Below are 25,539 nucleotides of genomic sequence, written 5' to 3'. Positions count from 1 at the left end.
CCTCTCAATGAACATTAGGTTAGCGCTCTTATACATAAGGGTGAATAGTATCGTTTCTATAAATTATATAAGGCTAAGACACGAATGGAAATCAGTACAAGGTACTAAATGGGCGTTGATAAAGTTCGTTTTCAATGATAAAGGATGGTGGAGCATGAGAATTAACAAATATATCAGTAAGACGGGTTACTGCTCACGCCGAGAAACCGATCGCTTGATTGCTGCTGGACGCATTACGATCAATGGAGAAGTCTGTGAAAAGGGTGCTGACGTTGAGGCAAGTGATATCGTGCTCATCGATGGACAAGAAATTCCTAGGGAAGAACGTGAACGTGTATACATAGCACTGAATAAGCCTATTGGCATTGTATGTACGGCTGCCGAGAGCGTTGCGGGTAATATTATTGAATATGTCAATTACCCCTCACGAATTTTTGCTGTTGGTAGACTCGACAAAGCCTCAGAGGGCTTGATTTTATTAACCAATGATGGAGATATCGTTAACAAAATGATGCGCTCTGAGCATAATCACGAGAAGGAGTATATCGTAACTGTTGATAAGCCTCTAACAGAAGAGTTTATCCATGCGATGTCGGCGGGAGTCGAGATTCTAAATGTCGTTACCAAGCCTTGCGAGGTGTATCGTGAGGATGAATTGGTTTTTCGTATCATATTGACACAAGGGCTCAATTTGCAGATCCGGCGCATGTGCAAAACACTGGGATACAGAGTTATGAAGCTGGAGCGGGTACGCATTATGAATATTACGCTCGATCATCTGCAAAGAGGGGAATGGAGACATCTGGAGCCAACAGAATTGGACAACCTTCTTTCCCTATTACAATGATCGACTAGCGGAATTTCCAGCTTCATTACTTGAAATGTCCACATGACCTTTACCTCCTTTTTCGGATAAGTAAGATCCAAGCAAAGTTAGTACAACCCCCAGGATGGTAACCCAAGTCATCATTTCGTCCAGAATGAGTGCAGATGCAACGACTGTAATTACAGGTACAAGATAAATATAAATGCTCGTTTTCACGGCACCAAGTACCCGTACAGCTCGGTTCCAAGTGACAAAGCAGAGTGCAGAGGCTCCTATACCCAGAAACAGAAGATTGGCAAGATTGTTCATGTTAGCGAAACGCACCAGCCTAAGGTCAAAATCAAACATAAACAAAGTTGGCAGCATGAACGCTATGCCATAGAAGAATACTTTGCGTGTTGCACCGATTGTATGATAGGGTAAAGCGCCGATTTTGCGCATGAGAACGGAGTAGATTGCCCAGACGATAGGTGCAAGAAAAGCGAGAATATCTCCAATGGGGTTCAGCTTCAGAACAAAACTGCCATTCAAGCTAATAAGTATGATGCCAGATAGTGCAATGACGAATCCTAGTGCAAAGGAGCGATTCAGACGCTCTCCATGAAGGAAAAAGTGTGCAAGTACAGCAGTGAAAAATGGCGCGATGCTGACAATGATCCCTACATTCGATGCAAGTGTGTATGTTAAGGCCATATTTTCGATGAGAAAATAAAGGGTCACCCCGCACAAACCTGCGGCTCCAAATAGCATTTCTTCTCTTAATGAGACCAAGGGTATACGTTTGGAATACAGCAGCAACAAAACAACATAACCGATGACGAAACGAAAGAACAATACTTCCACAGGCGTGAAATCGATCAGCAGGAGTTTGGTAGTGACAAATGTTGTTCCCCAGATGAGTATTGTAAATAGAGCAAGCAGATGCCCAGTTGAGAGCTGACGTTCATGTGTCATCATATGCTATCTTTCTTAGCGCTGGCGCTAGCTTCATGATTAAAAATGCGTTTATACTGCCGAGGGGTGAGCCCAATCAGTTTTTTGAAAAAATTCGTAAAGTGACTCTGGTCACTAAAGCCTGTCCTTGTAGCAACTTCAATGGGGAGTGCACCTTGTTCAAGCTGCTTCTTGGCATGACTAATGCGAATCGTTTCCAGGTAGCGATAAGGTGAAATACCTTTTTGGGTTGTAAATAAGCGTAACAAGTGATATTTGCTCAGACCTGTCATCTCGACAAACTGATCTAGCACAATCGGCTCCATATAATGAGCTTCCATGTACTCGCAGACACGTCTGATTTCTGAAGTGAGATCCTGTGACGCTAATGGGGGCAGCGCATCCGCATGATCTCTGATCAATTGATCCAATAGCATTAACAATGCTTCTTCCTTATGGAAGTCGGATTGACCTTCCAGGATCATCAAATGTAATTCATGTAATGATGTGCAGAGTTCACTCTGATACAGCACTGGTTCTGTAAACCGGGGAAGGTAGTCTTGACCGGTTATTTCCTGTACATATGTTCTCATCACCTCAGGTTGGATGTTGATGCATCGATAGTCCAAAGTTCTACCGTCTATCCCTTCACAGGCATGAGGATCCTGCGGATTGAAAATAATCACATCACCACTGTTCAGTATATATTCCTTGTTATTGCAGGCGAGATAGCGTTTGCCTTGCTCAATAAAACCGATGACGTAATAGTCATGAAAATGATTCGGGAATTTTTGCATAATACCTTCGAATTGATAGGCTTCCAATTGCAGATCTGTATCATAAACGACGGTTCGCACTTCACGTGTCATATGCTGTACCTTCTTTCTAGTAAGTTATGGATAGTATAAAGGGAGAAGAAGGAATTTTCTTGAATGATATTGCGGTTTACATTACAATTTGAGCATCTTAGATTGTAAACGATTAACTACGAACAAGCTATGCTTCAAGGCAGACAAAGGAGGAATTAACGTGTTCGAACATTTAGTTATTTTTAAGTTTAACGATCAGACCACACTGGCTAAGCAGCAGGAGTTTGTAGATCAATTGTTGGCGCTGAAGGAGAAGATTCCGGGCATTCATGAATTGACAGCAGGTATTAATCAAACGGAAGAGACAGACCGAATTCAAGGCTATACGATTGGATTAAGAGTAACATTTGAAGATCAGCAGGCTTTGCGCGCCTACGGGCCACATCCTGCTCATCAAGCATTCGTAGCTTCTCTTAATGGATGGATTGAGAACGTCATCGTATCAGACTACCCACTGTCCAATTAATTAATAAAGATAAGCAAGGTGGGTAGAAGTGAAAATAAAACTGAAAAAATGAAATTGATCCAGCAACAGCTAGTTTATAGTCTAGACTATAAACTAGCTGTTTTTGTGTTGTCGTTTTGAAAAGTTGGAATCGGTCACTTATTGATAATTGTGATTGGACGATAGTCAGGTTCATCTTTATACTTTTTATCAGAGTTAACAGCTATGTATATACGGGATAAGCATGCAAATTTGAGCTAAATATGCTAAAGTTTCTACAAGAACATGAGTGTCATGTTCACTATCAATGAAACTTATGCGACTACATAAATGAGCATGGCTTGAGTAGGCAACAATAATACAACAAGAATTTTGTATTCAAGGAAAAGGGGTGTAGTGATATCATGCCAACAGCAAAGCTTGCGACAGGCTGGAATTTTGATAATAGTTATGCACGATTACCACAGACGTTTTATACGAAGCAGGGAGCGGGACCTGTGCAATCCCCTCACTTGATCATTTTTAATGATGCAGTTGCAAGGGAACTTGGTTTAAATACAGAAGAGCTGAACAGTGATGCAGGGGCAGCGATTTTTGCGGGCAACCTCATACCCGAAGGAGCCGAGCCCTTAGCTCAAGCGTATGCGGGTCATCAATTTGGTAATTTCAATATACTGGGTGATGGACGTGCATTACTCCTAGGTGAGCAGATTACCCCAGAAGGAGAACGTGTAGATATTCAATTAAAAGGATCTGGTAGAACGCCATATTCTCGCGGAGGGGATGGACGTGCGGCTGTTGGGCCGATGGTTCGTGAATATATTATTAGTGAAGCCATGCATGCCTTAGGCATTCCTACAACGCGAATTCTCGCTGTTGTTTCAACAGGAGAGGCCATCATTCGCGAAACGGAGCGGCCAGGGGCGATCCTGACCCGTGTGGCTTCCAGTCATGTGCGTGTAGGTACATTCCAGTATGCAGCAAGGTGGGGAACGGTAGATGAATTGCGGGCATTGGCGGATTACACGCTAGAGCGTCACTATTCGCACATTAAGCTGGATGAGCATCGCTACCGCTCTCTGCTTGAGGAAGTAATCAAACGTCAGGCATCGCTGGTGGCTCAGTGGCAACTGGTTGGTTTTATACACGGAGTCATGAACACGGATAATATGACGTTAAGCGGCGAGACGATCGATTATGGGCCATGTGCTTTTATGGATATATACAAACCGGGAACTGTGTTCAGCTCAATAGATACTCAGGGGCGGTATGCGTATGGCAATCAGCCTTACATTGCGGGATGGAACCTAACGCGCTTAGCAGAGTCTCTATTGCCATTATTACATGAGGATGAAGATCAGGCTGTGCAAATTGCCCAGGATGCCATCTCCGAATACTCTGACTTGTATCATCAAGCGTGGTTGTCTGGCATGAGAGCCAAACTTGGATTGTTTAATGCGGAGCCTGGGGACGAAACATTGGTGAAGGATCTCTTGGAAACGCTGGAGAAGGCCGGAGCAGATTATACCAATACCTTCTTGGATCTAACTTTCGATAAGACTCATCATTCTAATCTCGCTGACCTTGCTCAATTCAAGGAGTGGCATGCACACTGGCAGACAAGGTTGGAGAGACAGCCTCAATCTAGAGAAGAAGCACGACAACTGATGAGCAATCACAATCCAGCGGTCATTCCACGGAATCATCGAGTAGAGGAAGCGCTGGATCGTGCGGAAAATCATGCGGATCTTAGTTTGGTAGAGAAACTAGTTGAGGTGCTGTCAAACCCATTCGACCATTCGATTGAACGTTCAGAGTACACCGAAGTCCCTGCTACATGCGACTCATCTTATCGAACATTCTGCGGTACTTAAACCTAAGAATAAGACATGGTAATATGTAATTGTCGTATCATATCTAGTGTTTATTCGTAAAATGAAAAAATTAAGGCTGCCTAAGGGCAGCTTTTTTAATGGAATAGTGTAAGGATGGAAGTTAAGATATATAAAGTGAATCCATGTCGCGGATGACCTTGCATAAAAGGCAATTGTTTATTAAATCGGCAGCCTATAGGAGTGTGAATATGTCACAATTGCTGAACAAGCAAGAAATTGCAGATGCACTGACTGAACTACTCAAGCATACATCTTTACCTTCGGATCAGTTTGCACGTAATATTAATCGTTTGTTTGAAGCGTTCAAATGGGAGGGGGTGCCTTATGTAGAAGTGGGCAAAACTGCCTATATAGTTACAATCTATGAGCGGGGAATGCCTATGTTGAAGAAGCGATTGAAGCAAACAGGCGAAGTTCTATACTGGTTACTGGAAGATATTATTTTTACGATTGCGCATGTTGAACTTATGAAACGGCATGGAGTTGACAATGTACATACACATTTGAAGTATACGGAGGCTGTCTATGCAGAACTGAACTCGGATGTTAAGGAAGCTTTCCAACAGATTGGTGGAGTTTATCTACATTGGTATGAGAGTGGCAAGAGGCGGGAGCTTGAACAGAGCTGAGGAGCATAAGGCTTTATCAGTTGGTGTATAATATAGACGAACACTGTTTCCAAAGCATCTTTTTTTAAAAAAATCTTGAGAATATTACTGGTGACCAACCATAGATTCGTAAAGCATCTAAGGTAGAGATTACTTGGTCTTGCATTGGCTCAAAGGTTCCGCTATACTGGCTATAATCTAATACATGAACTACGATGATAGAGCGCAGTAGCAGCTTTGTCCCTGTTACAGAAAGTCAGGGGTTGATGGAACCTGATACATACAAGGGCTGCGAATTACACTCTGGAGTATCTTGGGTAATGCCAAGCGGGATGGCGAACGATATTTCGCCAAAAGCGGTACAGACAGGTTTGGTTTCAATGTCTGTGCAAGTTGGGTGGTACCACGGTTATGAATCGTCCCTATGTCAACAGATGACAAGGAGGCGATTTTTTTGTGTCCAAAAAAAGCTGCCCAGATGTGTTTCTTGCTGACTCACGTATCTCATGAGCTGAGGATTATGAAACTGGAGAAGGAGTTGTATATTCGTGAATATTATTGATGAATTAGAATGGCGCGAAGCCATTAACCAACAGACGGATGAGGAAGGACTGCGTGAGCTGATTGGGTCGAAGTCGGTCTCCTTGTACTGTGGTGTCGATCCTACAGGAGACAGTATGCACATCGGGCATTTGATTCCTTTTATGATGCTCAAGCGTTTCCAGCAGGCAGGTCATCGTCCAGTCATTTTGATTGGCGGAGCGACGGGTACGATTGGTGATCCAAGTGGACGTCAGTCTGAGCGTTCTTTGCAGACATTGGAGCAAGTTCAGGACAATGTGAATGCATTGACAGCTCAGTTGAAAAAGCTTTTTGTAACCGAAGGCGACAATCAGGTACGCATGGTAAATAACTATGACTGGACACACCAGATCAATGTGATTGAATTTTTGCGTGACTACGGCAAAAACTTTAACCTGAATACGATGCTTGCTAAAGACGTCGTGGCGAGCAGACTTGAGGACGGAATTTCGTTCACTGAATTCTCCTACCAGATTCTCCAATCACTTGATTACCTGCACCTGTACAAGAATGAAGACGTACAATTGCAGATCGGCGGCTCTGATCAATGGGGAAACATTACGAGTGGTCTTGATCTCATTCGTAAAAAAGAAGGCTCTGAGGCCAAAGCGTATGGTCTGACGATTCCGCTTATGCTCAAAGCAGATGGCACTAAATTCGGTAAATCAGCAGGTGGTTCAATCTGGCTGGATCCGAACAAAACGACACCATTTGAGTTCTACCAGTTCTGGGCGAACACGGATGATCGTGATGTCGTGAAATACTTGAAATACTTCACGTTCTTGAGTAAAGAGGAGATCGAGGCCTTGGCACAAAAGGTGGAGACAGAGCCGCATAAACGTGAAGCACAAAAGGCACTCGCTGAAGAAATGACGAGATTCGTGCATGGTGAGGACATGCTGGAGCAGGCTAAACGGATTACAGCAGCCTTGTTCAGTGGAGATATTCGCTCCTTGACGGCAGATGAGATCGAGCAGGGCTTCAAAGAAATGCCAACCTTTGAAACGGAAGGCGAAGCCAAGAATATCGTTGACTGGTTGGTGGATCTTGGTTTAGAGCCATCGAAACGTCAAGCGCGTGAGGATATTACCAAAGGTGCAATCTCCATGAACGGCGAGAAAGTAACAGAGTTGGAATTTATCGTTTCTGCAGAGCATGCCATCGGTGGCAAGTTCATTATTATCCGTAAAGGGAAGAAGAACTACAGTCTGGTGAAATTGAAGTAAACGATAAGGCGATTGGATTGCGAAGTTAACACAAAACAGCCCCCTTTGATTAGATCAAAGGGGGCTGTTTTTAATCGTTGCTTCGAGCTCCATTAGTGCTGATTCACAATCGCTGTAATCTCTTCATCAAGATCCAGTCGTACATCCTCACGATAAGCTCGAATATTATATTCACTGTGGAGATAACGCAGAATCGCTTCAATCATGTTCGATTCAACCAAAAATTGACTTCGGCCTTGAATCCAGACTTCAGCGGAGTATCCTGTGTCTTCCTCCCAGCTCAATTCAACGTTAACATCAGTTGGTCGTACACCTTTACGTTCTGCCATGTGAAGGCAGATCGCATTCACGATTTCATCCATGCTCAGAACCATAGGAATTAGTACCGTCCGTTTCTGTTACGATCATCATCACGATCATCACGGCGGTTATAACGTCCGTCTGCCGCTGGTTTACGGTTCGTGAGCTTTCTGAAGAGTGTCATCGCAAGCATAACAATCAACATGATCGCAGCTACGTTTACGAGTAATCCAAGGATGTTACCCAGAGCTCCCATGCCGCCGAACAATCCACCGAACATCATTCCAGCCAAACCACCAAGCATCATACCTTTCATGAATCCGCCGCCACCGCCGAAGAATCCACCACGGTTTGTTGCAGCTGCGCCTGTACCTGAGTTGTTATTGCTGTTCGATTGACTTACATTGTTATTGGAATCCGATTTCTTAGGCGTATTGCTATAACTTTTCGTACCTGATTTGAAACCGCCGCCACGTCTTGCATCGGCTGAATCTGGGTTAACCACACCGACTGTTGCGAACAGTAATGTAAATGCCATGAACACCATCATAAGATGTTTAATACCGAATTTTTTCTTCATTGTAAAGATCGTAACCCCCCGATTAATGTTGTTGGATTTCTCCATAAAATACAGCCTTGCTTAAGTAATACGGTTAACTCGCGGAAACGTTTCAAATTCTTTTTAATTTTCCGAAATGACTGGGATTGGATCCTGAATCGCTGCTTGACCATCTAGTAACTGAGTGACCCAATTACACCATTCAAGGCCGGTTTGAGCGTTCATTAAACCCTTCTGCACGAGAATATAGCTCCCGAACTCTCGACTTCCCACACGCAAATTGTCCTGAGGGATGCGAGATTTCAAATCTTCAAAATAACGTATTCGCTCGTTAAACCAGTTTTTACGCTCATTCAGGATGCGTCTCATGCTTCCGTCTTCTGCAATACCGACACACAATATGCGAAGATTGAATTCATCGCGTGTAACGGGCGCAGTAACGGGTGTGATCATCCATCCAAGCAGTTTTTCAATACCTTTGTCCGTGACTGCGTACATTTTTTTGTCCGGTTTGTCAGACTGTTGCACCCAGCGGGAAGATAATAACTCTTCGTTTTCCATCTTGGACAGGAGGGGATAGATCTGACTATGCTTAGCCTGCCAGTGTGGCTGGATTTTAAGCATCAGATCATACCCTGAAGACTCCTCGCGGGTAAGCAGCCCGAGCAATCCGTAGGAAAGTATGTTCATGCACATGTCTCCTTAATATTAGGGCTGAGCCAGAGAAAACAATACAATTGTAATCTTTGACCGCTTTCATAAAAGTGTACACTGAAACTGTATGGTTTGACAACCTGACAGCTAAACTGCCTTAATTTAGACAAAAAAGAGTGCGAACCTAGAAGGTTCGCACCCAAAAGCATATGAGAGAGATGTCTACACGCTATACCCATCAGCGACAAGGTCAAGTTTACCCGTATGTGGGTCAATCACCAAGCCGTGGACAGGTGCGTTAGGTGGAAGTAGTGGATGTTTCTTAATCACTTCCACAGTATGTTTTACCCCTTCTTCAACACTGTCAAACCCGCGCAACCACTTGGTTAGACGGATGCCAGAGTTTTCAAGTGTAGACAATACTTCCTCTGATACGCCGCGCTCCAGCATGTGACCAATCATCGTTTCTGCATGTAGGGAAGCCATACCACATTCCTTATGACCAACAACCACAACTTCATCGGCTCCAAGCTCGTAGAGAGCGACAAGCACACTACGCATAACACTACCAAAAGGTTGGGAAATGATCGCGCCTGCATTTTTGATGATCTTTACATCGCCATTTTTCAAGTTCATGGCTTTGGGCAGCAGTTCAACCAACCGGGTATCCATACAAGTGATGATGACCATTTTTTTGGTTGGAAACTTACCAGCCGTATACTTTTCGTATTCTTTTGACTCGACAAATGTTTGGTTGTATTCCAGTATCTCTTGAATGTTGTTCATATCCATTGCCTCCTGTGATTAAATACGATGAGCACGGCCAATTTCATTACGTGTAGCTTGTCCTAACCTAAGCCGTATTGCTTCAATCATTGTACTACTAATACCGTCAGCATCTATCATTATGGCTTCATTAGGTTGTTCAAAAAGTCCGCTTTTGATTACATATGTATGCCTGGCGGCATGATTAGCATCGAATATGGAATTCACCCGAAATGTCCGTTGCTCACGTAGCTTGATCTACGCTCCGCTACTCCATTTCTAGCTTCATCCCATCTTCTCGGTACTGAAAACCAATCTTTTTGAACGAACACTTTAACAACCCTAATTCAATTTGCCTCTGTTAAAAGTTGATTATAGCCATTTCAAAAAGTATCATCAATAGGGAAAACTATTAAATTTGAAGAGGTGAGCGTAACAATGGATCAACAAACACTAGAACATTTGGAATCTTTTCGTCTTTTAGTTCGCAAAATCAAAAGTTATCATGAAGCCATTGGATTGCTTCACTGGGATTTGCGCACAGGTGCGCCTAAGAAAGGTGTTCCGACACGCTCCGAAACCCTTGGTATGTTGTCTACCGAAGCTTTCAAGCTGCAAACTTCTGCTGAAATGAAATCATACCTCGATACATTGACCCAGCCTGACGTATTACAACAGCTTGAGGATCTAGATCGACGCCAGGTGGAAGATTGCAAAAAGGAATACGATCGTAGTCAGTCCGTTCCTCCTGAGAAAGTTCAAGCTTACACTGTACTGACAGCTCAATCAGAAACGGCATGGGAAGATGCCAAGCATAACAGCGATTTTGCTGGATTTTCTCCATATCTGACTGACATTGTTAAACTCAAACAGGAGTTTATTGATTACTGGGGTGTCAAGGATACACGTTACGATACATTGCTGGATATGTACGAGCCTGATCTTACGGTAGAGAAGGTTGATGAAGTATTCGCTCGTCTTAAGGATCGCTTGGTTCCTTTACAGGAGAAGATCAATGCTTCGGATCACAAACCTGACACATCCTTCCTGAACCAGTTGTTTGATACCAAGCAACAAGAGAAGTTCAGTCTATTTATTTTGGAACAGATGGGATATGACTTTGAAGCGGGTCGCTTGGACGAGAGTGTTCATCCATTTGCTACAGGTCTTAACCCAGGTGATGTGCGGATCACAACGAACTATTTGCAGGATGATGTGGCGAGTGCGGTCTTCAGTTCATTGCATGAAGGTGGACATGCCTTGTATGAACAAAATATCGATGATAGCTTGGCAGGCACACTCCTTGCAGAAGGAACGTCGATGGGGATTCACGAATCTCAGTCCCGCCTTTGGGAGAATATGATTGGCCGCAGTCTTCCGTTCTGGTCTCGCTATTACAAGGATCTACAGCAACATTTCCCGCAGCTTAGCGAAGTTGAGCTGGAGGACTTCTATCGTGCAATTAACCGTGTAGAGAGTTCGTTAATTCGGATTGATGCAGATGAGCTGACTTATAACCTGCATATTATTATCCGGTATGAGATTGAGAAAATGCTGTTTAATGAAGGGCTTGAAGTGAAGGATCTACCGGAAACGTGGAATGAGAAATATAAGGAGTATCTTGGTATTACGCCGCCGAACGATGGTGAAGGCGTGCTTCAGGATGTTCACTGGTCCGGTGGAGATTTCGGTTATTTTGCATCGTATTCTCTCGGCAACATGTATGCGGCACAGATTCTACATACGTTGCGCAAAGAGATGCCCGAATTCGATGCCCATGTCGCTGAAGGCAATCTCATACCAATCAAGGAATGGTTGACGGACAAAATTTATCGTTATGGCAGAACACGTACACCTTCTGAATTGATCATGGCAGTAACTGGAGAAGAATTGAATCCAGATTATTTGGCTGATTATTTGGAAGAGAAATACGCTGAAATATATAAGTTGTAGTGCAGAGGCAACAATCACATATATCTGCAAGAGCGGGGCGAACGAGCCTCGCTCTTCTTTTGTGTGCAACTTCTTAACCTTTTGTTGGGCTTCCGCATATGGTTAGTAGAGAAACAATGGAAGCCCGAAAAGGAGGGGAATATGATGAAATACACGCCCTGGTTCATCCGAGCGATCGTTATTTTGCTCATTGTCATCGTTGCACTCACCAGCTGTAATCAAGAAAAAAATGAGTCCAAAATTACAATAGGTGAGGTTACACGTTCAGTCTTCTATGCACCAGAATATGTTGCTGTGGCTCAAGGTTTTTTTGAAGAGCAAGGGCTCGAGGTGGATATTCAAACGACAGCTGGCGGGGATAAAACGATGGCGGCATTACTCGCTGGTTCAGTTGATATCGCCTTGGTGGGAGCTGAAACATCCATCTATGTGTATCAGCAGGGTGCTGAGGATCGGGTCATTAACTTTGCACAGCTTACCCAGACCGATGGAACGTTTCTCTTTGCCCGGAATACAGCGGATACTTTTGACTGGGATCAATTAAGACAAAGCACGTTCTTAGGACAAAGAAAAGGCGGTATGCCACAAATGGCAGGAGAGTTTGCATTAAGCAAACATGGGATCAATGCACATCAGGATCTCGAACTGATACAAAATGTGGATTTTGCTAATATCGCGTCTGCCTTTGCATCGGGTACGGGAGATTACGTGCAGCTGTTTGAACCTCAGGCTTCTATCTTTGAACAAGAGGGACGCGGAAAAGTCGTAGCATCATTCGGAACGGAGAGTGGGAAGCTGCCCTATACTGTGTTCATGACGAAACAAAGCTTTATTAACGATAACCAAGAAGTGGTTCAGAAGTTTACCAATGGGTTGCACAAAGCACAGCTATGGGTTGATTCTCATACCGCAGAAGAGATTGCCGAGGTCATTCTTCCATTCTTCAAAGATATCGATCCAGCGATCCTGATCAGCAGTGTGAATCGGTACAAGGAACAAGGTACGTATGCGACTGATCCGATTATTGATGAGGATGAGTGGAACAATCTACTGGATGTGATGAGTGCGGCAGGCGAATTGAAGGAACGTGTGGATGCAGAAGTGATTGTGGATAATGCGTTTGCAGAACAAGCTGCGGCATCGAAGTAAGAAGGTGTTCAGGAAAGGAAGTGAACGTTAATGCCTGAATCCGAAACGGTAATCCGACTGGAAGGGATCTCGCAAGTGTATGTCAGTGAACGTGAAGCTTCCTTGGTAATTGAGAACCTAAGCCTTCATGTGAACCAAGGAGAATTTGTCAGCTTAGTCGGTCCAAGTGGATGTGGCAAAACGACCTTATTGTCGATCATCGCGGGGCTGCTTACGCCGACAGCAGGTGAGGTTAGTGTCAAAGGAAGATTGGTTGAAGGCCCGTCTTCCCAAGTAGGTTATATGCTGCAACAAGACTATCTGTTCCCCTGGCGAACTATTTTGGACAATGCCCTGATTGGACTTGAACTTACAGGCAGACTGGACGACCGGAGTCGAATTCGAACGCGTGAACTGCTGGCCGACATGGGGCTTGCGGGAACGGAGAATCAGTACCCTTCTGAATTGTCTGGTGGCATGCGGCAGAGAGTTGCTCTTATACGCACACTTGCGACTGACCCAGGAATATTGCTGTTGGATGAACCGTTCTCTGCGCTGGATTACCAGACCAAGCTGCAGTTGGAAGATCTGGTATCTGATATTCTGAAGGACTCTGGGAAAACGGCAGTGCTTGTAACCCATGATCTATCCGAAGCGATTGCTGTAAGTGATCGAATTATTGTGCTTGATCGGAATCCGGGTCGCATACGTAAGGAGTTTGTTGTTCCAACATCAATACGGGAGGCTCAGCCTTTTTTTGCTCGGGAGCAGGAAGGATTCAACGAACTTTTTCAAGCTTTATGGAGCGAGCTTGAACAGTCCGGAGGAGGTGAGAATATCGAGTGAATCAGGCAAAACGAAAGCAGGAAAACCGCGAGGTCTGGATGAAAGAGTTATATCAAAACCACATCCAGCAGGTAGCGAGATGGCGTCGTCAGGTGCTTGCGGTACAGTTATCCCTGCTGGTTGGTATGTTTCTTTTATGGGAACTTGCCGGAAGGATGCGTTGGATTGATGTATTGCTGTTTAGTTATCCGAGTAAAATATTCAGTCAAATCGGCAAGGATGTTGCGAGTGGAGAAATTTGGGTGCATGTTGGGGTTACTGTAGGGGAGACGGCAGTCGGTTTTTTGCTAGGGACACTCGTAGGAACATTACTTGCTGTCCTGATCTGGTGGTCTCCTTTTCTCTGTAAGGTGCTTGATCCGTATATGGTTGTGTTCAACAGTATGCCGAAGGTCGCGCTGGGTCCAATTTTTATTGTGATGTTTGGTGCTGGTTTTACAGCCATCGTGATGACGACGTTATCTATTACAGTCATTATTACGACGCTTGTCGTGTACAACAGCTTTAATGAGGTGGATCGCAATTATATTAAAGTGATTCGCACATTTGGTGGGGATCGCTCTGAAATTTTCACCAAAGTTGTGCTGCCTGCGTCGTTTCCTGCCATCGTGTCTACGCTCAAAGTGAATGTTGGCATGGCATGGGTTGGTGTAATCGTAGGTGAATTTTTGGTTGCAAAACAGGGTCTAGGTTATCTGATTATCTATGGATTCCAGGTGTTTAATTTCACGTTGGTACTCTCCAGCTTATTAATTATTGCTGTTGTCGCCACGGCCATGTACCAACTGGTGGTATACGTTGAACGTAAATTAATAGCAGGCCGCAGATCGATATAGTGTCGCTAAAACAGAATTTTTGGACTATGAAATGATATGTATACAATTTCACAAGAGGTGTCACGTTGCCCGAACAGACAAAATCAAGTACCATACAATTACGATATTCCGCGCAGTCCGGAATACAGATGACGATTGAAATAGAGAGCCTGATGGTTCCGTCGCATGGATTAGCCAGCGTCCTTTTGGGGGCGCATTGTTATGACCGGCATGCCTGTGCATGTCGGTTGATGTCGTTTGTCTTTCAATCATTTGTCTTTCAATCATAACCTTACCATGCATCATTCCTTGTTTTTATTTTTGGGAGAGCGATGGATTGCTGCAAGTTGTGTAATACTAGCATTATCGTTTGTAGCGTTATGCATGCCATCGGTGGGATCTGTTGTATCAGAGGATTGAACGTGTACCAGCGGACAAGCGTGCAAAGCGTTGAATTCCGGAGGGAGACGAGCTGGCTATGAATTTTTTACAGCTTAGAGGAGATGGAATGTTAAATGGGCTTTAGGGTAATAAAAACCGCAATCGCAGCACTAATGGCTGTACTGATTGCGGACTGGTGCGGACTACCTGGTCCGACATCGGCAGGATTGCTTGCCATCCTAGGTGTGGATGTAACCAGAAAAAAAAGTATTCGCACAATATCAGCGCGTTTCTTCGCGTCAGTCGTGGGACTACTGTTTGCCAGTGTGCTTTTTCATTTTCTCGGTTTTCATTATTGGGTGTTGGCAGTATACATATTAATTGCATTTCCGGTCATTGTTCGAGCCGGATTCAAAGAAGGCATTGTGACAGGGTCTGTCGTGGTGTTCCGTGTATTCAGCGGTGGAGAAATGGATGTGCACATTATCTTGGTGCAAGTCGCGCTGTTATTAATTGGTCTGGGTTCTGCGATGATCGTTAATCTGGCTTATATGCCTGCTGCAGATCCGCAGATGTTACGTATACGCAAAAGAATCGATGAACTGTTCTCAGTCATTTTCAAAGAATTTGCAGCTACACTTCGTAATCCGAATGAAGTATGGGCAGGTAAAGAGCTTATTGAAGCAGATAAAGCCGTTCTCGGTGGTATTGAAGCGGCGAAGCGCTCACTCGAAAATCAAGTGATCCATCCTAATGAGGAATGGAGCGTATATTTCTATATGCGAAAAACGCAGCTGGATTCGATCCAGCATATGATGCATCTTGTATCTCAGATATATCAGAAGATGCCTCACGCGGAGATGGTGTCAGAGCTGTTCGATCAGCTCAGTCAGGATGTGCTGACAGAGTCCTACACGGGACGAACCGAAAAACTTCTTGCAGATGTGCAAGAAGAATTCAGACGTATGGAGCTGCCAGATACAAGGGAAGAATTCGAGATTCGATCTGCAATTCTCCAGCTATGCCGCGAACTCGCGCTGTATCTTAAGATCGCGAAGAAGGACAAAGCGCCGTCACCGATTTCGGATCGTTCTCAATCTACAAATGAATAATAGAAAATAGTTGTCACCCTAGACGGATGCCCTGCATACACTTGTAGTGAATGATTGTATGGAGGAGGTTTAAAGATGTCATTGAGTCATAAACATCAATGTAGAGAGATCATCACGAAGGCGATCTGCGGCAAAGGTCGTAAGTTCTCTACCGTAACACATACCGTGACTCCGCCAAATGGTCCGACCAGTATTTTGGGGGCTTGGATTATCAACCACCAATATGAAGCCGTATCAGCGGGAGATGGGATTGAAGTTATTGGTACTTACGATATCAACATTTGGTATTCCTATGACAAAAACTCGCAGACAGATGTAGCCAAAGAAACGGTGTCGTATGTAGAACATGTGCCTCTGTCTTACCTGGATCCGAAGCACCGGGCTTCCACGGTAGAGGTATCTGCGGAATCAACGCAGGAACCAAGTTGTGTGGAAGCCACTGTATCAGCAGGTGGTGGCAGCGTAATTATCCGGGTGGAACGGGAATTCGCTGTTGAGCTGGTAGCTGAAACTAAGGTATGTGTGAAAGTGTGCACGGATGGTTGTGGAGATTATGAGGATAAGGACTACGACTACGGCAGCAGCGATGGAGATTATGATGATCTCGATCCCGATCTGCTGGATGATGAGCTGTAAGTTCATCGTACCTGTTGTTCAACTTTAAGAGGTAGTTCAAAAAGTCCGCTTTTGATTACGAAGGATGCCTGGCGGCATCTCAGCTTCGAATATGGGGTTCAGCCGAAATAAGTGGGATGCTTACGAAGTTTGTTTCCTTCGGAAACAATGTAGTTGCTCACGTAGCCTGATCTACGCTCCGCTACTCCATTTCTAGCTTCACCCCATCTTCTCGGTACTGAAAACCGACCTTTTGAACATTCGCTTTAAGGTATCATATGCGCCGGAAGCGGCAACGAAGAGGGCGTAAGCCCTCTTTTTTTTATTTTATTATGGAGCGCAGAATGAGATTAGGCGATGTGAGGTATGCGTTGTAAAACCAGTTGAAGGGAGGGGACAGGGTGAATGTGATGGAGGAAGCGGAAGAGGCTGTAAGGCGATATCAAGGGATGCTCTCTGGTGAACGGATCAGGCGGCTGGAGCAAGTAGGCGTTGAAGTGGCTTCATCACAGGAAAAGCTGAGGCTTAAGTCTGGACTGCGCGTTCGTTATGAGGTGGAGGTATGCTGTCTTCAGGCTATTAGAATCAAACGAAGAGATACAAGTGGTATGAACAGTACGCAGGAAAGTGTGCTTGATCGTGACGCAGCATCAACGCTGTTCAAACGAATCGAAAGATTAGCGGTCAAAACATTGTATACGCTTGGATTAGATCATGGTGCTGTAAGGCTCGAGGCCTCAGGTAAGACCGGCTGTGCGGTAATCTCGATTGATCCCCGGCCATGGAAAGGAATGACGGATCTGACAACGCTGTACCGTGCAGGTTGGAGCGAGCTTCAGACCGCGCTGGATGAAGAACGTCGTCATCAGGTGATTCCGGTGCTCGGGATGGATCCGGAATTCCTGCTTGTACAGATGCCAGAATCCAAAATCGTTCCTGCCTCCCGATTTCTTGAGCGCACAGGACTTGCTGGGTGTGATTCGGTGACAATCGGTGGTCGACGGATCTATCCTGTCGCGGAGCTGCGTCCATCTCCAAGCGCCGAGCCACGTGAATTGCTCACCCATTTGCTTCGTGCCTTTAATCTAGCCTCACGCAGCATAACGGATCACTCATTGATATGGCAGGCAGGAGGGATGCCACAGCGAGGTCTGCCACTTGGCGGGCATATCCACTTCAGCGGGGTTACGCTAAGCGGTCAGTTGTTACGCGCTCTGGATAATTACTTGGCGCTGCCGCTTGCCTTTTTACAGGATCCTCGGGGAGATGGGAGACGCCCGCGCTACGGCGTTCTTGGGGATTTTCGCGTAAAGTCCTACGGTGGATTCGAGTACCGCACACTTCCAAGTTTCTTGGTGTCTCCATTAGTTGCCAAAGGGGTCGTTGCGCTAGCCCGCCTCATCGCAGGTAACTTTTTGAATCTACGTCAGCGCCCCTTGGCACAAGCTCATGTTCACACGGCTTTTTACGAGGGGGACCGGGATGTGATGCAGAGGTATATTCCTACGCTTCTGGATGACCTGACAAGGCTATCTGGATACGAAAAGGTAGAACGTTACGCAGCGCCCCTCATTCGTCAGCTGAGAGAGGGCAACACATGGGATGAGAGTCGTGATATACGCAAACTCTGGAATATTCGAGCAAGTCATGAAGAATGAATACTTTTTTGTTATAATAAGATTCGATCAGGTTTGGATATAGTTACGGAAGATAGGCAGGCAAGCAACCTGCAGGGAAATGGCGCAAGCCATAACACGAGGCGGAGGCATGATTAGATGCTTTACCGCCTTATTGTTCCTTATAGAGGTCGTTCAAAAATGTGCCAAAAGAACGCGCTGTAAGGATTGATGCCACCCTGACAGTAAAAGCAAACGGATGGAGGATATTCATGGCTCAGTATACGCCAATGATTCAACAATACTTGCAAGTTAAAGCTGAAGCACAGGATGCTTTTCTTTTTTTTAGATTAGGTGATTTCTATGAAATGTTCTTCGATGATGCAATCAATGCAGCTCGTGAGCTTGAAATAACATTAACCGCGCGTAATGGCGGTACAGAAGATAAAATTCCGATGTGTGGTGTACCTTATCATTCGGCTGACAATTACATACAGCGCTTGATTGAAAAAGGATATAAAGTAGCGATCTGTGAACAAATGGAAGATCCAACGGTAACCAAAGGAATGGTTCGCCGTGAGATTGTGCGTGTCATTACTCCTGGTACAGTTATGGAAGGTAAAACTCTCGGAGATAAATCGAATAACTATATGGTGTGTTTAACGGGAAATGCCAATACACTGGCTTTGGCGGCGTGTGACTTGTCCACAGGAGAGTTGTATGTCACATCCGTTCCGTACTCTGCAGAGTGGCTTAAGGACGAGATCGGTATCTACGAACCATCAGAATTTGTGGGGGATGCTGCCTTGCTCGATGTCGTTGCAGCCCAATCGTCACCGATAGGTCGTCCGGTGGTATATACGCCATGGGTGAAGAGCAAGGGAGATCTGGTGCGACAGCAATTCGGTGAGGCGGTATGGGCACGGCTGGAGCCAGAGCGTCAAGAATGTATTGCACGCCTCTTCTCTTATCTAAGTGAAACGCAGAAGCGTTCTCTTGGTCAGCTTACTCAAATCTCGACGTATGAGCCAGAGCATTACATGATCCTCGATCCGTTCACTAGACGTAATCTGGAGCTGGTTGAAACGGTACGGGAACGATCCAAAAAGGGTTCCTTGCTATGGCTATTAGATCGAACGGAAACGTCGATGGGTGCGCGTATGTTACGTAGATGGGTTGATAAGCCCTTGCTGCAAAAAGGCAAAATTAATGAGCGTCTTGAAGCGGTTGATACGCTATACAATCAGTTTATTTTACGTGAAGACCTTCGTGCCGAGCTCAAGGATATCTATGATCTAGAGCGTCTAGTCGGGCGAATTGCATTTGGCAATGCCAACGGAAGAGATCTAAATGCACTGAAGCAGTCGCTGTACAAAATACCTCGCTTGCGCCAGCACTGTGCAGATTCGTCGTCTGCTACCCTTCAACAAATTGCACAGGTGATGGACAACTGTGAGGATCTGCGTGATATCATCGGGCAGGCCATTGTGGATGAGCCACCCGTATCCGTTCGAGACGGTGGATTAATTCGAGCAGGGTATCATGAACGGCTGGACGAGCTACGAGAAGCTTCTGTGAATGGCAAGCAATGGATTGCGGAATTGGAAGCGAGAGAGCGTGAGGCTACTGGTATTCGTTCACTTAAGATCGGATATAACAAGGTATTTGGCTATTATATTGAGATTACCAAATCGAATCTGGCTGCTCTTCCAGAGGGACGTTATGAGCGGAAGCAGACCCTCGCTAATGCGGAGCGTTATATCACACCAGAATTGAAAGAGAAAGAAACCTTAATCCTTGAAGCACAGGATAAAATGGTTGATATTGAGTATGCTCTATTTACGGAACTTCGGGACAAGCTGAATTTAGAAATTGCCAGATTGCAGAAGTTGGCTGAACAGGTCGCAGAGATTGATGTGTATCAATCGTTCGCAGCGATCAGTGCTGAACGTAGTTTCGTTAAGCCTACAATTACGGACGGATACAATCTTGTTGTTGAGCAAGGACGACATCCTGTGGTTGAAGCTGTTATGCGAGATGGGGCGTTTATCGCCAATCAAACTGCAATGAAGAAGGATGAGGCTCGGATTTTGTTGATCACCGGTCCTAATATGGCTGGTAAGAGTACGTATATGAGACAGGTGGCACTCATATCGATTCTAGCGCAGATTGGTTGCTTCGTTCCTGCTGGACAGGCAGAGGTACCGATTATGGATCGGATTTTCACTCGAATTGGTGCTGCTGATGATCTGATCGGTGGTCAGAGTACGTTCATGGTGGAAATGGCTGATATTCAGGTTATGACCGAAAAAGCTACACCACGGAGTTTGATTATTATTGACGAGTTGGGACGAGGCACATCCACGAGCGAAGGTATGGCCATTGCCCAATCCGTTATTGAATATGTACATGACGTGATTGGATGTAAGGCACTTGTGTCAACACACTTCCATGAACTTGCTCATCTGGAGGAGAGTTTAGACAAGCTGGCGAACTACTCCATGGCTGTTCAAGAAAGTGGCGACAAAGTCAACTTCCTGCGTAAACTCATTGCTGGTGCGGCAAGCAGCAGCTACGGAATCTATTGTGCACGTTTGGCAGGATTGCCGGATAGCATTATCGAGCGAGCCAATGGACTGCTGCATGGGTTTGAGCATGCTGCCGCCCAGGTGGCCGTAGGGAGTGAGACTGTAGTCAAACTCAGTGAGCGTGAAGTTTTCTCTAGAGAGGACACATCACGGATCGATACTTCTTCGATCATTCGTGAGGAAAACGTATCTTTGGAGCCAAACGAACCTATCGAGCGGTCTAATCAACGAACCGAGCAGGAGATCCGAAAAGGCAATAAGGCGCAATCAAGTCATAAGTCTCCCGAGGTTGTACAACTTTCTATTTTCGGGGATGAAGAACCGAGTGCAACTCAGGCTCCAGCTGTCCAGGAGATGGATCAATCGACGAAGGAATTCATTCACCATATGAAAGACATTGATGTGATGAATATGACGCCACTTCAGGCAATGCAAGTATTGAACGAGCTCAAATTAAAGGCGCAGCAGTTATCCTGAGAATACGGGAGGGGAGAAACCTGTGGCGAAAATACATGTACTAGACGAACATATTGCGAACCAGATAGCAGCAGGTGAGGTTGTTGAGCGCCCTGCATCTGTGGTGAAAGAGTTGCTAGAAAATGCGGTGGATGCTGGAGCTACCAAAATTGAGGTTGCAGTAGAGGAAGGTGGACTTCTCAGCATTCGCGTCAAGGATAATGGGTCAGGCATAGAACCTGATGATCTAGAGACTGCCTTCTACCGTCATGCTACAAGCAAAATCACCCATGGGCGTGATCTATTTCAGATTACCAGCCTAGGGTTCCGCGGTGAGGCTTTACCAAGTATCGCGGCTGTTTCTAAGGTTGATGTGCTCACTGCGAGTGGAGATGATGGTCGAGGACGTCGCATTATCATTGAGGGCGGAAAGCTCACTTCACATGAGGATGCGACATCACCACAAGGCACGGAATTTATTGTGAAGGAGCTATTTTATAACACACCGGCGCGATTAAAATATATGAAAACCATTCAGACTGAATTGGGGCATATTTCAGACGTGTTATATCGTATGGCGATGTCTCATCCTCATATCTCATTTACACTGCGGCACAATGCCAACGTGTTACTGCAAACGTTAGGTAATGGGGACCTGCTGCAGGTCGTTGCCGCCATTTATGGAACGAGTGCAGCCAAGGCAATGTTACCGATTGAAGGAGAGAATCTAGACTATCGCGTGAGTGGATTAATCAGTCTGCCGGAGTGGACTCGTGCTAATCGTGGTGGGATGTCAACAATAGTGAATGGTCGCTTCATTCGAAATTATGGTCTCAATCAGGCGATTCTTAAGGCGTACCATACCTTACTACCCATTAATCGTTTCCCACTCGTCGTTATTCAACTTGAGATGCATCCATCACTAGTGGATGTGAACGTTCATCCAGCCAAGCTTGAGGTACGCTTCAGTAAAGAAGCTGAGTTATACGAATTTGTAGAAGCGACGGTGCGTGGTATATTACGACAGGAAGTTCTTATTCCCCAGGTCAAGAAGCAACAGATCAGACGTGGAGATGATAGCTCATTTATTCAGGAACAGTTCCTTTTTCCAAGAGGACCAGTTAAGGAATATGGGGATTCTGAAGGGCATAAGCAGCAAGAAACCACAGGAGACATATCAGGAAACGAATTGAAGCAAGGATCGGGAGACGAATCGAAGTTTAGGTCAGGCAAAGGATCGGAGATCAGTTCAAAGCATACTTCGGGGTCAATCCTTCCTTCAGAGGAGGATGATCTAGATGCTCCTGCTGATGTTCAACCTGGTGAGGCTGCTGAACTCGTAAATCAGTTGGCTCCACTGCCTGAGGCACCACCTGAACATGAAGCTTCATATGACCCATTTGCTTCGTTGAGTCCAAATCGTATTAGTTTGAAGCAGGAGAGCGAACAGGACAAACGAGACAATGATTCTAGTTCACAACCATTACAACATGATAAATCGTCTGTTAATCAACATCGCTCTACAGATTATTCTGTTAGAGAAACGCGCTCATCCTACAGTCCGAGTAATACTGCAAAGGGAGAACGGAGCTGGAGAAGCTCCAGTCTGCCGGATACGGCGAAACTGGCTTCTGCCATTCAATCCAATGCGTCGATGCCTGCATTCCCCGATCTTAGTCTGATTGGGCAGCATCATGGTACGTATCTTATAGCGCAGAACGAAGATGGACTGTATCTGATCGATCAACACGCTGCACATGAACGAGTGAATTACGAGTATTATTATGAGAAATTTGGCAATCCAGCAACAGCTTCACAAGAGTTGTTGTTACCAATAACACTTGAGTTTACGCCATCGGAGACGGAAAAGCTGAAAACAAGACTAGCCTGGTTTGAACAGGCAGGTGTTTATTTAGAACACTTTGGCGGACAGACTTTTCGAGTACGCTCGTATCCTTTTTGGTTTCCTAAAGGGGATGAGAAGGACATCATTGAGGAAATGTCTGAATGGGTGCTTAGTGAGCGAAGCATTGATGTGGCGAAAATGAGGGAAGCTGCTTCAATTATGTGTTCGTGTAAAGCTTCCATTAAAGCGAATCAAAAGCTGACCAATCAGGAAGCGGAAGTCTTGATTCAGCGGTTGGGTTCGTGCAGGCAACCTTACACTTGTCCACATGGTAGACCGATTGTCGTTTCATTTTCAACTTATGATCTGGAAAAGCTATTTAAACGGGTGATGTAATCATTTAGGAGGAAGTTATGTATATTACAACCGGTGACACGGAGGCCACTTCTCTCGTGGAACGGGCACGAAAGCTTGCACAATCAACAGGCGGAACTTACGTGCCACGCAACAGAACATCGTTGACAAGAATGCTAGAACGGTACGGAGTCAATGAAATTCTTGTTGTACTGAAAGGTAGAGCTCGTTTATTTCGCAAGGACGCACCCCAACTGGAGTTTCATCCAAGTATGGGGTTTGTTCGTGCGAAGCGTGTGCTTAGAGGAGAGCCTGACCCTATGCTAGACGCAGGCTTAGTTTGCGAAGGAGATACCATCCTAGACTGCACAGCAGGCTTAGGTACGGATGCGATGGTTTTCTCTGTTGCTGCTGGCAAAAGTGGACAGGTGATTGCATGCGAAAGCTCACCAGCCCTTTACGCATTGTTAGTGGAAGGGATGTCTCATTATGAGAGTAACCAGCCTGCAGTAGATGAGGCATTCAGACGTATTGAGCTTCATCATGCCAATCATCTGGATTTACTGCGGTCACTACCTGACCGAAGCTGTGATACGATTTACTTTGATCCGATGTTTCGTGAGCCAATGATGGACTCCAGTGCCATCCAGCCTCTTCGAGGGTATGCGAACGCAAATGCTTTAGCGGAAGAGAGTATTGCTGAAGCGAAGCGAGTGGCACGCAAGCGGATCGTTATGAAGGAAAAGCGCGGCAGCGTTGAGTTTACGAGGCTTGGATTCGAGGTGCTGGATCGAGCGAATGCAAAAACACTGTACGGAGTGATTAATGTTGAAAGTGGAAAATAAGCCGAAATTGCTTGTATTGGTTGGACCAACAGCAGTAGGCAAAACAAGAATGAGCATTGAGCTTGCCAAAGCGTTCCATTGTGAGATTATTTCGGGAGATTCCATGCAGGTATATCGTGAAATGGATATTGGTACGGCTAAAATTACACGAGATGAGATGGAGGGGATCCCCCATCATCTGATTGATATACATGAACCGGAATATCCTTACTCTGTGGCGGAGTTTCAAGAGAGCGCTACACGTTTAATTGGAGAAATTCAAGAACGTGGTAAACTTCCGTTCATTGTAGGCGGAACCGGGCTGTACGTGGAATCGGTATGTTACGGATTTCAGTTCTCGGAGAGCGGCTCCGACGAAGTGTTTCGCGAAGAGCAATTTCGTTATGCGGAGCAACATGGGCCTCAGGCGCTTCACGATAAACTAAGAGCAGTCGATCCTGTGAGTGCAGATCGTTTGCACATGAATGACCAGCGAAGAATCGTACGGGCGTTGGAGATCCATCATTTAACGGGTGAGAAATGGTCAGATCAACTTGCAGCTCAAAAGAAAGAGTCTCCATACGACCTAAGCATCATTGGACTCACGATGGATCGTGCGAAGCTGTACAGCCGTGTGGAGGAACGAATCGACCTAATGATCGAGCAGGGCTTAGTGGATGAAGTGAAGTCTTTGTTAGATCGTGGTGTTGCCAGAGGGCATATTTCCATGCAAGGGCTTGGCTACAAGGAAATTGCTGCATATCTGCAAGGGGAAGTAAGCTGGGAAGCAGCAGTGGAATGGTTAAAAAGGGACACACGTCGATTCGCCAAACGCCAACTGTCCTGGTTCCGTCACATGAAAGATATCGAGTGGGTTGATGTGACAGATACTGAAAATTTTGCAGGTAATCTTGAGCAAGTATCTGGATTAGTTAGACAGAAATTTAGTTAATTTATAACGGAACACTCAGTGTTACAACTTGTGTACCTCTCTCTTTTGAATAAAAAGAGGGAGGTTTTATTATTATCATGGTTAATAAGTTGATATATAGATCTTGGGACATACGTAAAGCTACTCATTGATGATCGAAGAAAGCGAGAATACAGTTCACAGAATCAGCATGCAACAAATTTGAGAGAAGAACAGTGGAATCCAGAAGAAAAGCGTTAACAAACGAACGATTTGTCCCTCTTTTGCAAAACTGGTGAGCGGTGTATAATGGATAAGTCTTCTAGTTATTAATGTGCTTGTAACAAGGTGCAAAATAGCAGACAAGGGGTTTTTGTGGATTATATGAAACTGTTCATGATATAATAGCACGAAAGCTACTCAGCGATATTGA

23 protein-coding genes and 1 other annotated feature are annotated in these 25,539 nt (G+C 45.2%); of the genes, 16 read left to right on the top strand and 7 right to left on the bottom strand.

The window, feature by feature from the left end:
- The first annotated feature begins 154 nt into the window (after nt 1-154).
- A complete protein-coding gene (locus tag J2T19_RS05420; protein ID WP_307213888.1) occupies nt 155-847 on the top strand; it encodes a pseudouridine synthase in 693 nt (230 codons plus the stop codon).
- On the opposite strand, the gene J2T19_RS05415 is transcribed toward J2T19_RS05420, so the two are convergent.
- Both J2T19_RS05415 and J2T19_RS05410 read right to left on the bottom strand, forming a co-directional pair.
- On the bottom strand, nt 839-1,780 hold the full coding sequence (locus J2T19_RS05415) for a DMT family transporter (protein WP_307214048.1): 942 nt from the start codon (nt 1,778-1,780) through the stop codon (nt 839-841). The two genes, J2T19_RS05420 and J2T19_RS05415, sit on opposite strands and share 9 nt — an antisense overlap.
- On the bottom strand, nt 1,780-2,628 hold the full coding sequence (locus J2T19_RS05410; RefSeq protein WP_307213886.1) for an AraC family ligand binding domain-containing protein: 849 nt from the start codon (nt 2,626-2,628) through the stop codon (nt 1,780-1,782). Before J2T19_RS05410 ends, J2T19_RS05415 begins: the two co-directional genes overlap by 1 nt.
- 160 nt (nt 2,629-2,788) lie before the next feature.
- Between J2T19_RS05410 and J2T19_RS05405 the strand changes: the two genes are divergently transcribed.
- The 4 genes from J2T19_RS05405 (at nt 2,789) to tyrS (ending at nt 7,384) form a co-directional block, all read left to right on the top strand.
- A complete protein-coding gene (locus J2T19_RS05405; protein ID WP_307213884.1) occupies nt 2,789-3,094 on the top strand; it encodes a Dabb family protein in 306 nt (101 codons plus the stop codon).
- A gap of 383 nt (nt 3,095-3,477) precedes the next feature.
- Nucleotides 3,478-4,947, top strand: coding sequence for a protein adenylyltransferase SelO (locus J2T19_RS05400; protein ID WP_307213882.1), 1,470 nt, complete (start codon nt 3,478-3,480; stop codon nt 4,945-4,947).
- 209 nt (nt 4,948-5,156) lie between these two features.
- On the top strand, nt 5,157-5,597 hold the full coding sequence (locus J2T19_RS05395) for an Imm63 family immunity protein (RefSeq protein WP_307213879.1): 441 nt from the start codon (nt 5,157-5,159) through the stop codon (nt 5,595-5,597).
- 185 nt (nt 5,598-5,782) lie between these two features.
- Nucleotides 5,783-6,003, top strand: a binding site (T-box leader).
- Nucleotides 6,004-6,124: 121 nt separating this feature from the next.
- Nucleotides 6,125-7,384, top strand: a complete 1,260-nt coding sequence (gene tyrS, locus J2T19_RS05390) for a tyrosine--tRNA ligase (protein ID WP_307213877.1) — start codon at nt 6,125-6,127, stop codon at nt 7,382-7,384.
- 92 nt (nt 7,385-7,476) lie between these two features.
- Here the strand turns inward: tyrS and J2T19_RS05385 are convergent, their stop codons facing one another.
- From J2T19_RS05385 to J2T19_RS05370, 4 genes are all read right to left on the bottom strand, one after another.
- Entirely contained in the window at nt 7,477-7,758 is a 282-nt protein-coding gene (locus tag J2T19_RS05385) for a YxcD family protein (protein ID WP_128101707.1), read from the bottom strand.
- A gap of 5 nt (nt 7,759-7,763) precedes the next feature.
- Nucleotides 7,764-8,264 (bottom strand): hypothetical protein, encoded by a 501-nt coding sequence (locus tag J2T19_RS05380; RefSeq protein WP_307213874.1) that lies wholly within the window; start codon nt 8,262-8,264, stop codon nt 7,764-7,766.
- Between the two features lie 102 nt (nt 8,265-8,366).
- Nucleotides 8,367-8,933 (bottom strand): PadR family transcriptional regulator, encoded by a 567-nt coding sequence (locus J2T19_RS05375; protein WP_145411232.1) that lies wholly within the window; start codon nt 8,931-8,933, stop codon nt 8,367-8,369.
- Between the two features lie 186 nt (nt 8,934-9,119).
- A complete protein-coding gene (locus J2T19_RS05370) occupies nt 9,120-9,683 on the bottom strand; it encodes a beta-class carbonic anhydrase (RefSeq protein ID WP_307213871.1) in 564 nt (187 codons plus the stop codon).
- Between the two features lie 417 nt (nt 9,684-10,100).
- Here J2T19_RS05370 and J2T19_RS05365 point away from each other — a divergent pair, with 417 nt between their 5' ends.
- From J2T19_RS05365 to J2T19_RS05350, 4 genes are all read left to right on the top strand, one after another.
- Nucleotides 10,101-11,615 carry a carboxypeptidase M32 gene (locus J2T19_RS05365; RefSeq protein ID WP_307213869.1) on the top strand — a complete coding sequence of 505 codons (1,515 nt, stop codon included), beginning with the start codon at nt 10,101-10,103 and terminating at the stop codon, nt 11,613-11,615.
- A gap of 144 nt (nt 11,616-11,759) precedes the next feature.
- On the top strand, nt 11,760-12,764 hold the full coding sequence (locus J2T19_RS05360; protein WP_307213867.1) for an ABC transporter substrate-binding protein: 1,005 nt from the start codon (nt 11,760-11,762) through the stop codon (nt 12,762-12,764).
- Between the two features lie 30 nt (nt 12,765-12,794).
- Nucleotides 12,795-13,589, top strand: a complete 795-nt coding sequence (locus J2T19_RS05355; protein ID WP_307213865.1) for an ABC transporter ATP-binding protein — start codon at nt 12,795-12,797, stop codon at nt 13,587-13,589.
- Nucleotides 13,590-13,627: 38 nt separating this feature from the next.
- Complete coding sequence (locus J2T19_RS05350) at nt 13,628-14,425, top strand: ABC transporter permease (RefSeq protein WP_307214046.1); 798 nt, start codon at nt 13,628-13,630, stop codon at nt 14,423-14,425.
- Nucleotides 14,426-14,485: 60 nt separating this feature from the next.
- On the opposite strand, the gene J2T19_RS05345 is transcribed toward J2T19_RS05350, so the two are convergent.
- On the bottom strand, nt 14,486-14,677 hold the full coding sequence (locus J2T19_RS05345; RefSeq protein WP_307213863.1) for a hypothetical protein: 192 nt from the start codon (nt 14,675-14,677) through the stop codon (nt 14,486-14,488).
- A gap of 242 nt (nt 14,678-14,919) precedes the next feature.
- On the opposite strand from J2T19_RS05345, the gene J2T19_RS05340 reads away from it, so the two are divergent.
- The 7 genes from J2T19_RS05340 (at nt 14,920) to miaA (ending at nt 25,148) form a co-directional block, all read left to right on the top strand.
- Nucleotides 14,920-15,897 (top strand): aromatic acid exporter family protein, encoded by a 978-nt coding sequence (locus J2T19_RS05340; RefSeq protein WP_145047254.1) that lies wholly within the window; start codon nt 14,920-14,922, stop codon nt 15,895-15,897.
- Between the two features lie 75 nt (nt 15,898-15,972).
- The gene (locus J2T19_RS05335; RefSeq protein ID WP_145411226.1) at nt 15,973-16,533 is read left to right on the top strand and encodes an outer spore coat protein CotE; all 561 of its coding nucleotides are present in this window, start codon (nt 15,973-15,975) and stop codon (nt 16,531-16,533) included.
- Between the two features lie 389 nt (nt 16,534-16,922).
- On the top strand, nt 16,923-18,170 hold the full coding sequence (locus J2T19_RS05330; protein ID WP_307214044.1) for a putative amidoligase domain-containing protein: 1,248 nt from the start codon (nt 16,923-16,925) through the stop codon (nt 18,168-18,170).
- 230 nt (nt 18,171-18,400) lie between these two features.
- Complete coding sequence (gene mutS, locus J2T19_RS05325) at nt 18,401-21,193, top strand: DNA mismatch repair protein MutS (RefSeq protein ID WP_307213859.1); 2,793 nt, start codon at nt 18,401-18,403, stop codon at nt 21,191-21,193.
- A 22-nt stretch (nt 21,194-21,215) separates the two neighbouring features.
- Nucleotides 21,216-23,414, top strand: coding sequence for a DNA mismatch repair endonuclease MutL (gene mutL, locus J2T19_RS05320; RefSeq protein ID WP_307213857.1), 2,199 nt, complete (start codon nt 21,216-21,218; stop codon nt 23,412-23,414).
- A gap of 17 nt (nt 23,415-23,431) precedes the next feature.
- A complete protein-coding gene (locus J2T19_RS05315; RefSeq protein WP_307213855.1) occupies nt 23,432-24,217 on the top strand; it encodes a class I SAM-dependent methyltransferase in 786 nt (261 codons plus the stop codon).
- Nucleotides 24,198-25,148, top strand: coding sequence for a tRNA (adenosine(37)-N6)-dimethylallyltransferase MiaA (gene miaA / locus J2T19_RS05310; RefSeq protein ID WP_370874806.1), 951 nt, complete (start codon nt 24,198-24,200; stop codon nt 25,146-25,148). The genes J2T19_RS05315 and miaA overlap by 20 nt, the downstream gene beginning before the upstream one ends.
- Nucleotides 25,149-25,539: the final 391 nt, after the last annotated feature.

It is taken from the genome of Paenibacillus tundrae (genome assembly GCF_030812775.1).
Classification (GTDB): Bacteria; Bacillota; Bacilli; order Paenibacillales; family Paenibacillaceae; genus Paenibacillus; species Paenibacillus tundrae_A.
Note: the sequence above shows the minus strand (reverse complement) of the source record. Positions and strands in the feature narration are given on the sequence as shown.

What these genes read in the sequence shown, in the direction of transcription:
- J2T19_RS05420 (WP_307213888.1), top strand. Translation starts at nt 155, where the DNA reads ATGAGAATTAACAAATATATCAGTAAGACGGGTTACTGCTCACGCCGA.
- J2T19_RS05415 (WP_307214048.1), bottom strand. Translation starts at nt 1,780, where the DNA reads ATGACACATGAACGTCAGCTCTCAACTGGGCATCTGCTTGCTCTATTT.
- J2T19_RS05410 (WP_307213886.1), bottom strand. Translation starts at nt 2,628, where the DNA reads ATGACACGTGAAGTGCGAACCGTCGTTTATGATACAGATCTGCAATTG.
- J2T19_RS05400 (WP_307213882.1), top strand. Translation starts at nt 3,478, where the DNA reads ATGCCAACAGCAAAGCTTGCGACAGGCTGGAATTTTGATAATAGTTAT.
- J2T19_RS05395 (WP_307213879.1), top strand. Translation starts at nt 5,157, where the DNA reads ATGTCACAATTGCTGAACAAGCAAGAAATTGCAGATGCACTGACTGAA.
- J2T19_RS05385 (WP_128101707.1), bottom strand. Translation starts at nt 7,758, where the DNA reads ATGGTTCTGAGCATGGATGAAATCGTGAATGCGATCTGCCTTCACATG.
- J2T19_RS05380 (WP_307213874.1), bottom strand. Translation starts at nt 8,264, where the DNA reads ATGAAGAAAAAATTCGGTATTAAACATCTTATGATGGTGTTCATGGCA.
- J2T19_RS05375 (WP_145411232.1), bottom strand. Translation starts at nt 8,933, where the DNA reads ATGAACATACTTTCCTACGGATTGCTCGGGCTGCTTACCCGCGAGGAG.
- J2T19_RS05370 (WP_307213871.1), bottom strand. Translation starts at nt 9,683, where the DNA reads ATGAACAACATTCAAGAGATACTGGAATACAACCAAACATTTGTCGAG.
- J2T19_RS05365 (WP_307213869.1), top strand. Translation starts at nt 10,101, where the DNA reads ATGGATCAACAAACACTAGAACATTTGGAATCTTTTCGTCTTTTAGTT.
- J2T19_RS05360 (WP_307213867.1), top strand. Translation starts at nt 11,760, where the DNA reads ATGAAATACACGCCCTGGTTCATCCGAGCGATCGTTATTTTGCTCATT.
- J2T19_RS05355 (WP_307213865.1), top strand. Translation starts at nt 12,795, where the DNA reads ATGCCTGAATCCGAAACGGTAATCCGACTGGAAGGGATCTCGCAAGTG.
- J2T19_RS05350 (WP_307214046.1), top strand. Translation starts at nt 13,628, where the DNA reads ATGAAAGAGTTATATCAAAACCACATCCAGCAGGTAGCGAGATGGCGT.
- J2T19_RS05345 (WP_307213863.1), bottom strand. Translation starts at nt 14,677, where the DNA reads ATGATTGAAAGACAAACGACATCAACCGACATGCACAGGCATGCCGGT.
- J2T19_RS05340 (WP_145047254.1), top strand. Translation starts at nt 14,920, where the DNA reads ATGGGCTTTAGGGTAATAAAAACCGCAATCGCAGCACTAATGGCTGTA.
- J2T19_RS05335 (WP_145411226.1), top strand. Translation starts at nt 15,973, where the DNA reads ATGTCATTGAGTCATAAACATCAATGTAGAGAGATCATCACGAAGGCG.
- J2T19_RS05330 (WP_307214044.1), top strand. Translation starts at nt 16,923, where the DNA reads ATGGAGGAAGCGGAAGAGGCTGTAAGGCGATATCAAGGGATGCTCTCT.
- mutS (WP_307213859.1), top strand. Translation starts at nt 18,401, where the DNA reads ATGGCTCAGTATACGCCAATGATTCAACAATACTTGCAAGTTAAAGCT.
- J2T19_RS05315 (WP_307213855.1), top strand. Translation starts at nt 23,432, where the DNA reads ATGTATATTACAACCGGTGACACGGAGGCCACTTCTCTCGTGGAACGG.
- miaA (WP_370874806.1), top strand. Translation starts at nt 24,198, where the DNA reads ATGTTGAAAGTGGAAAATAAGCCGAAATTGCTTGTATTGGTTGGACCA.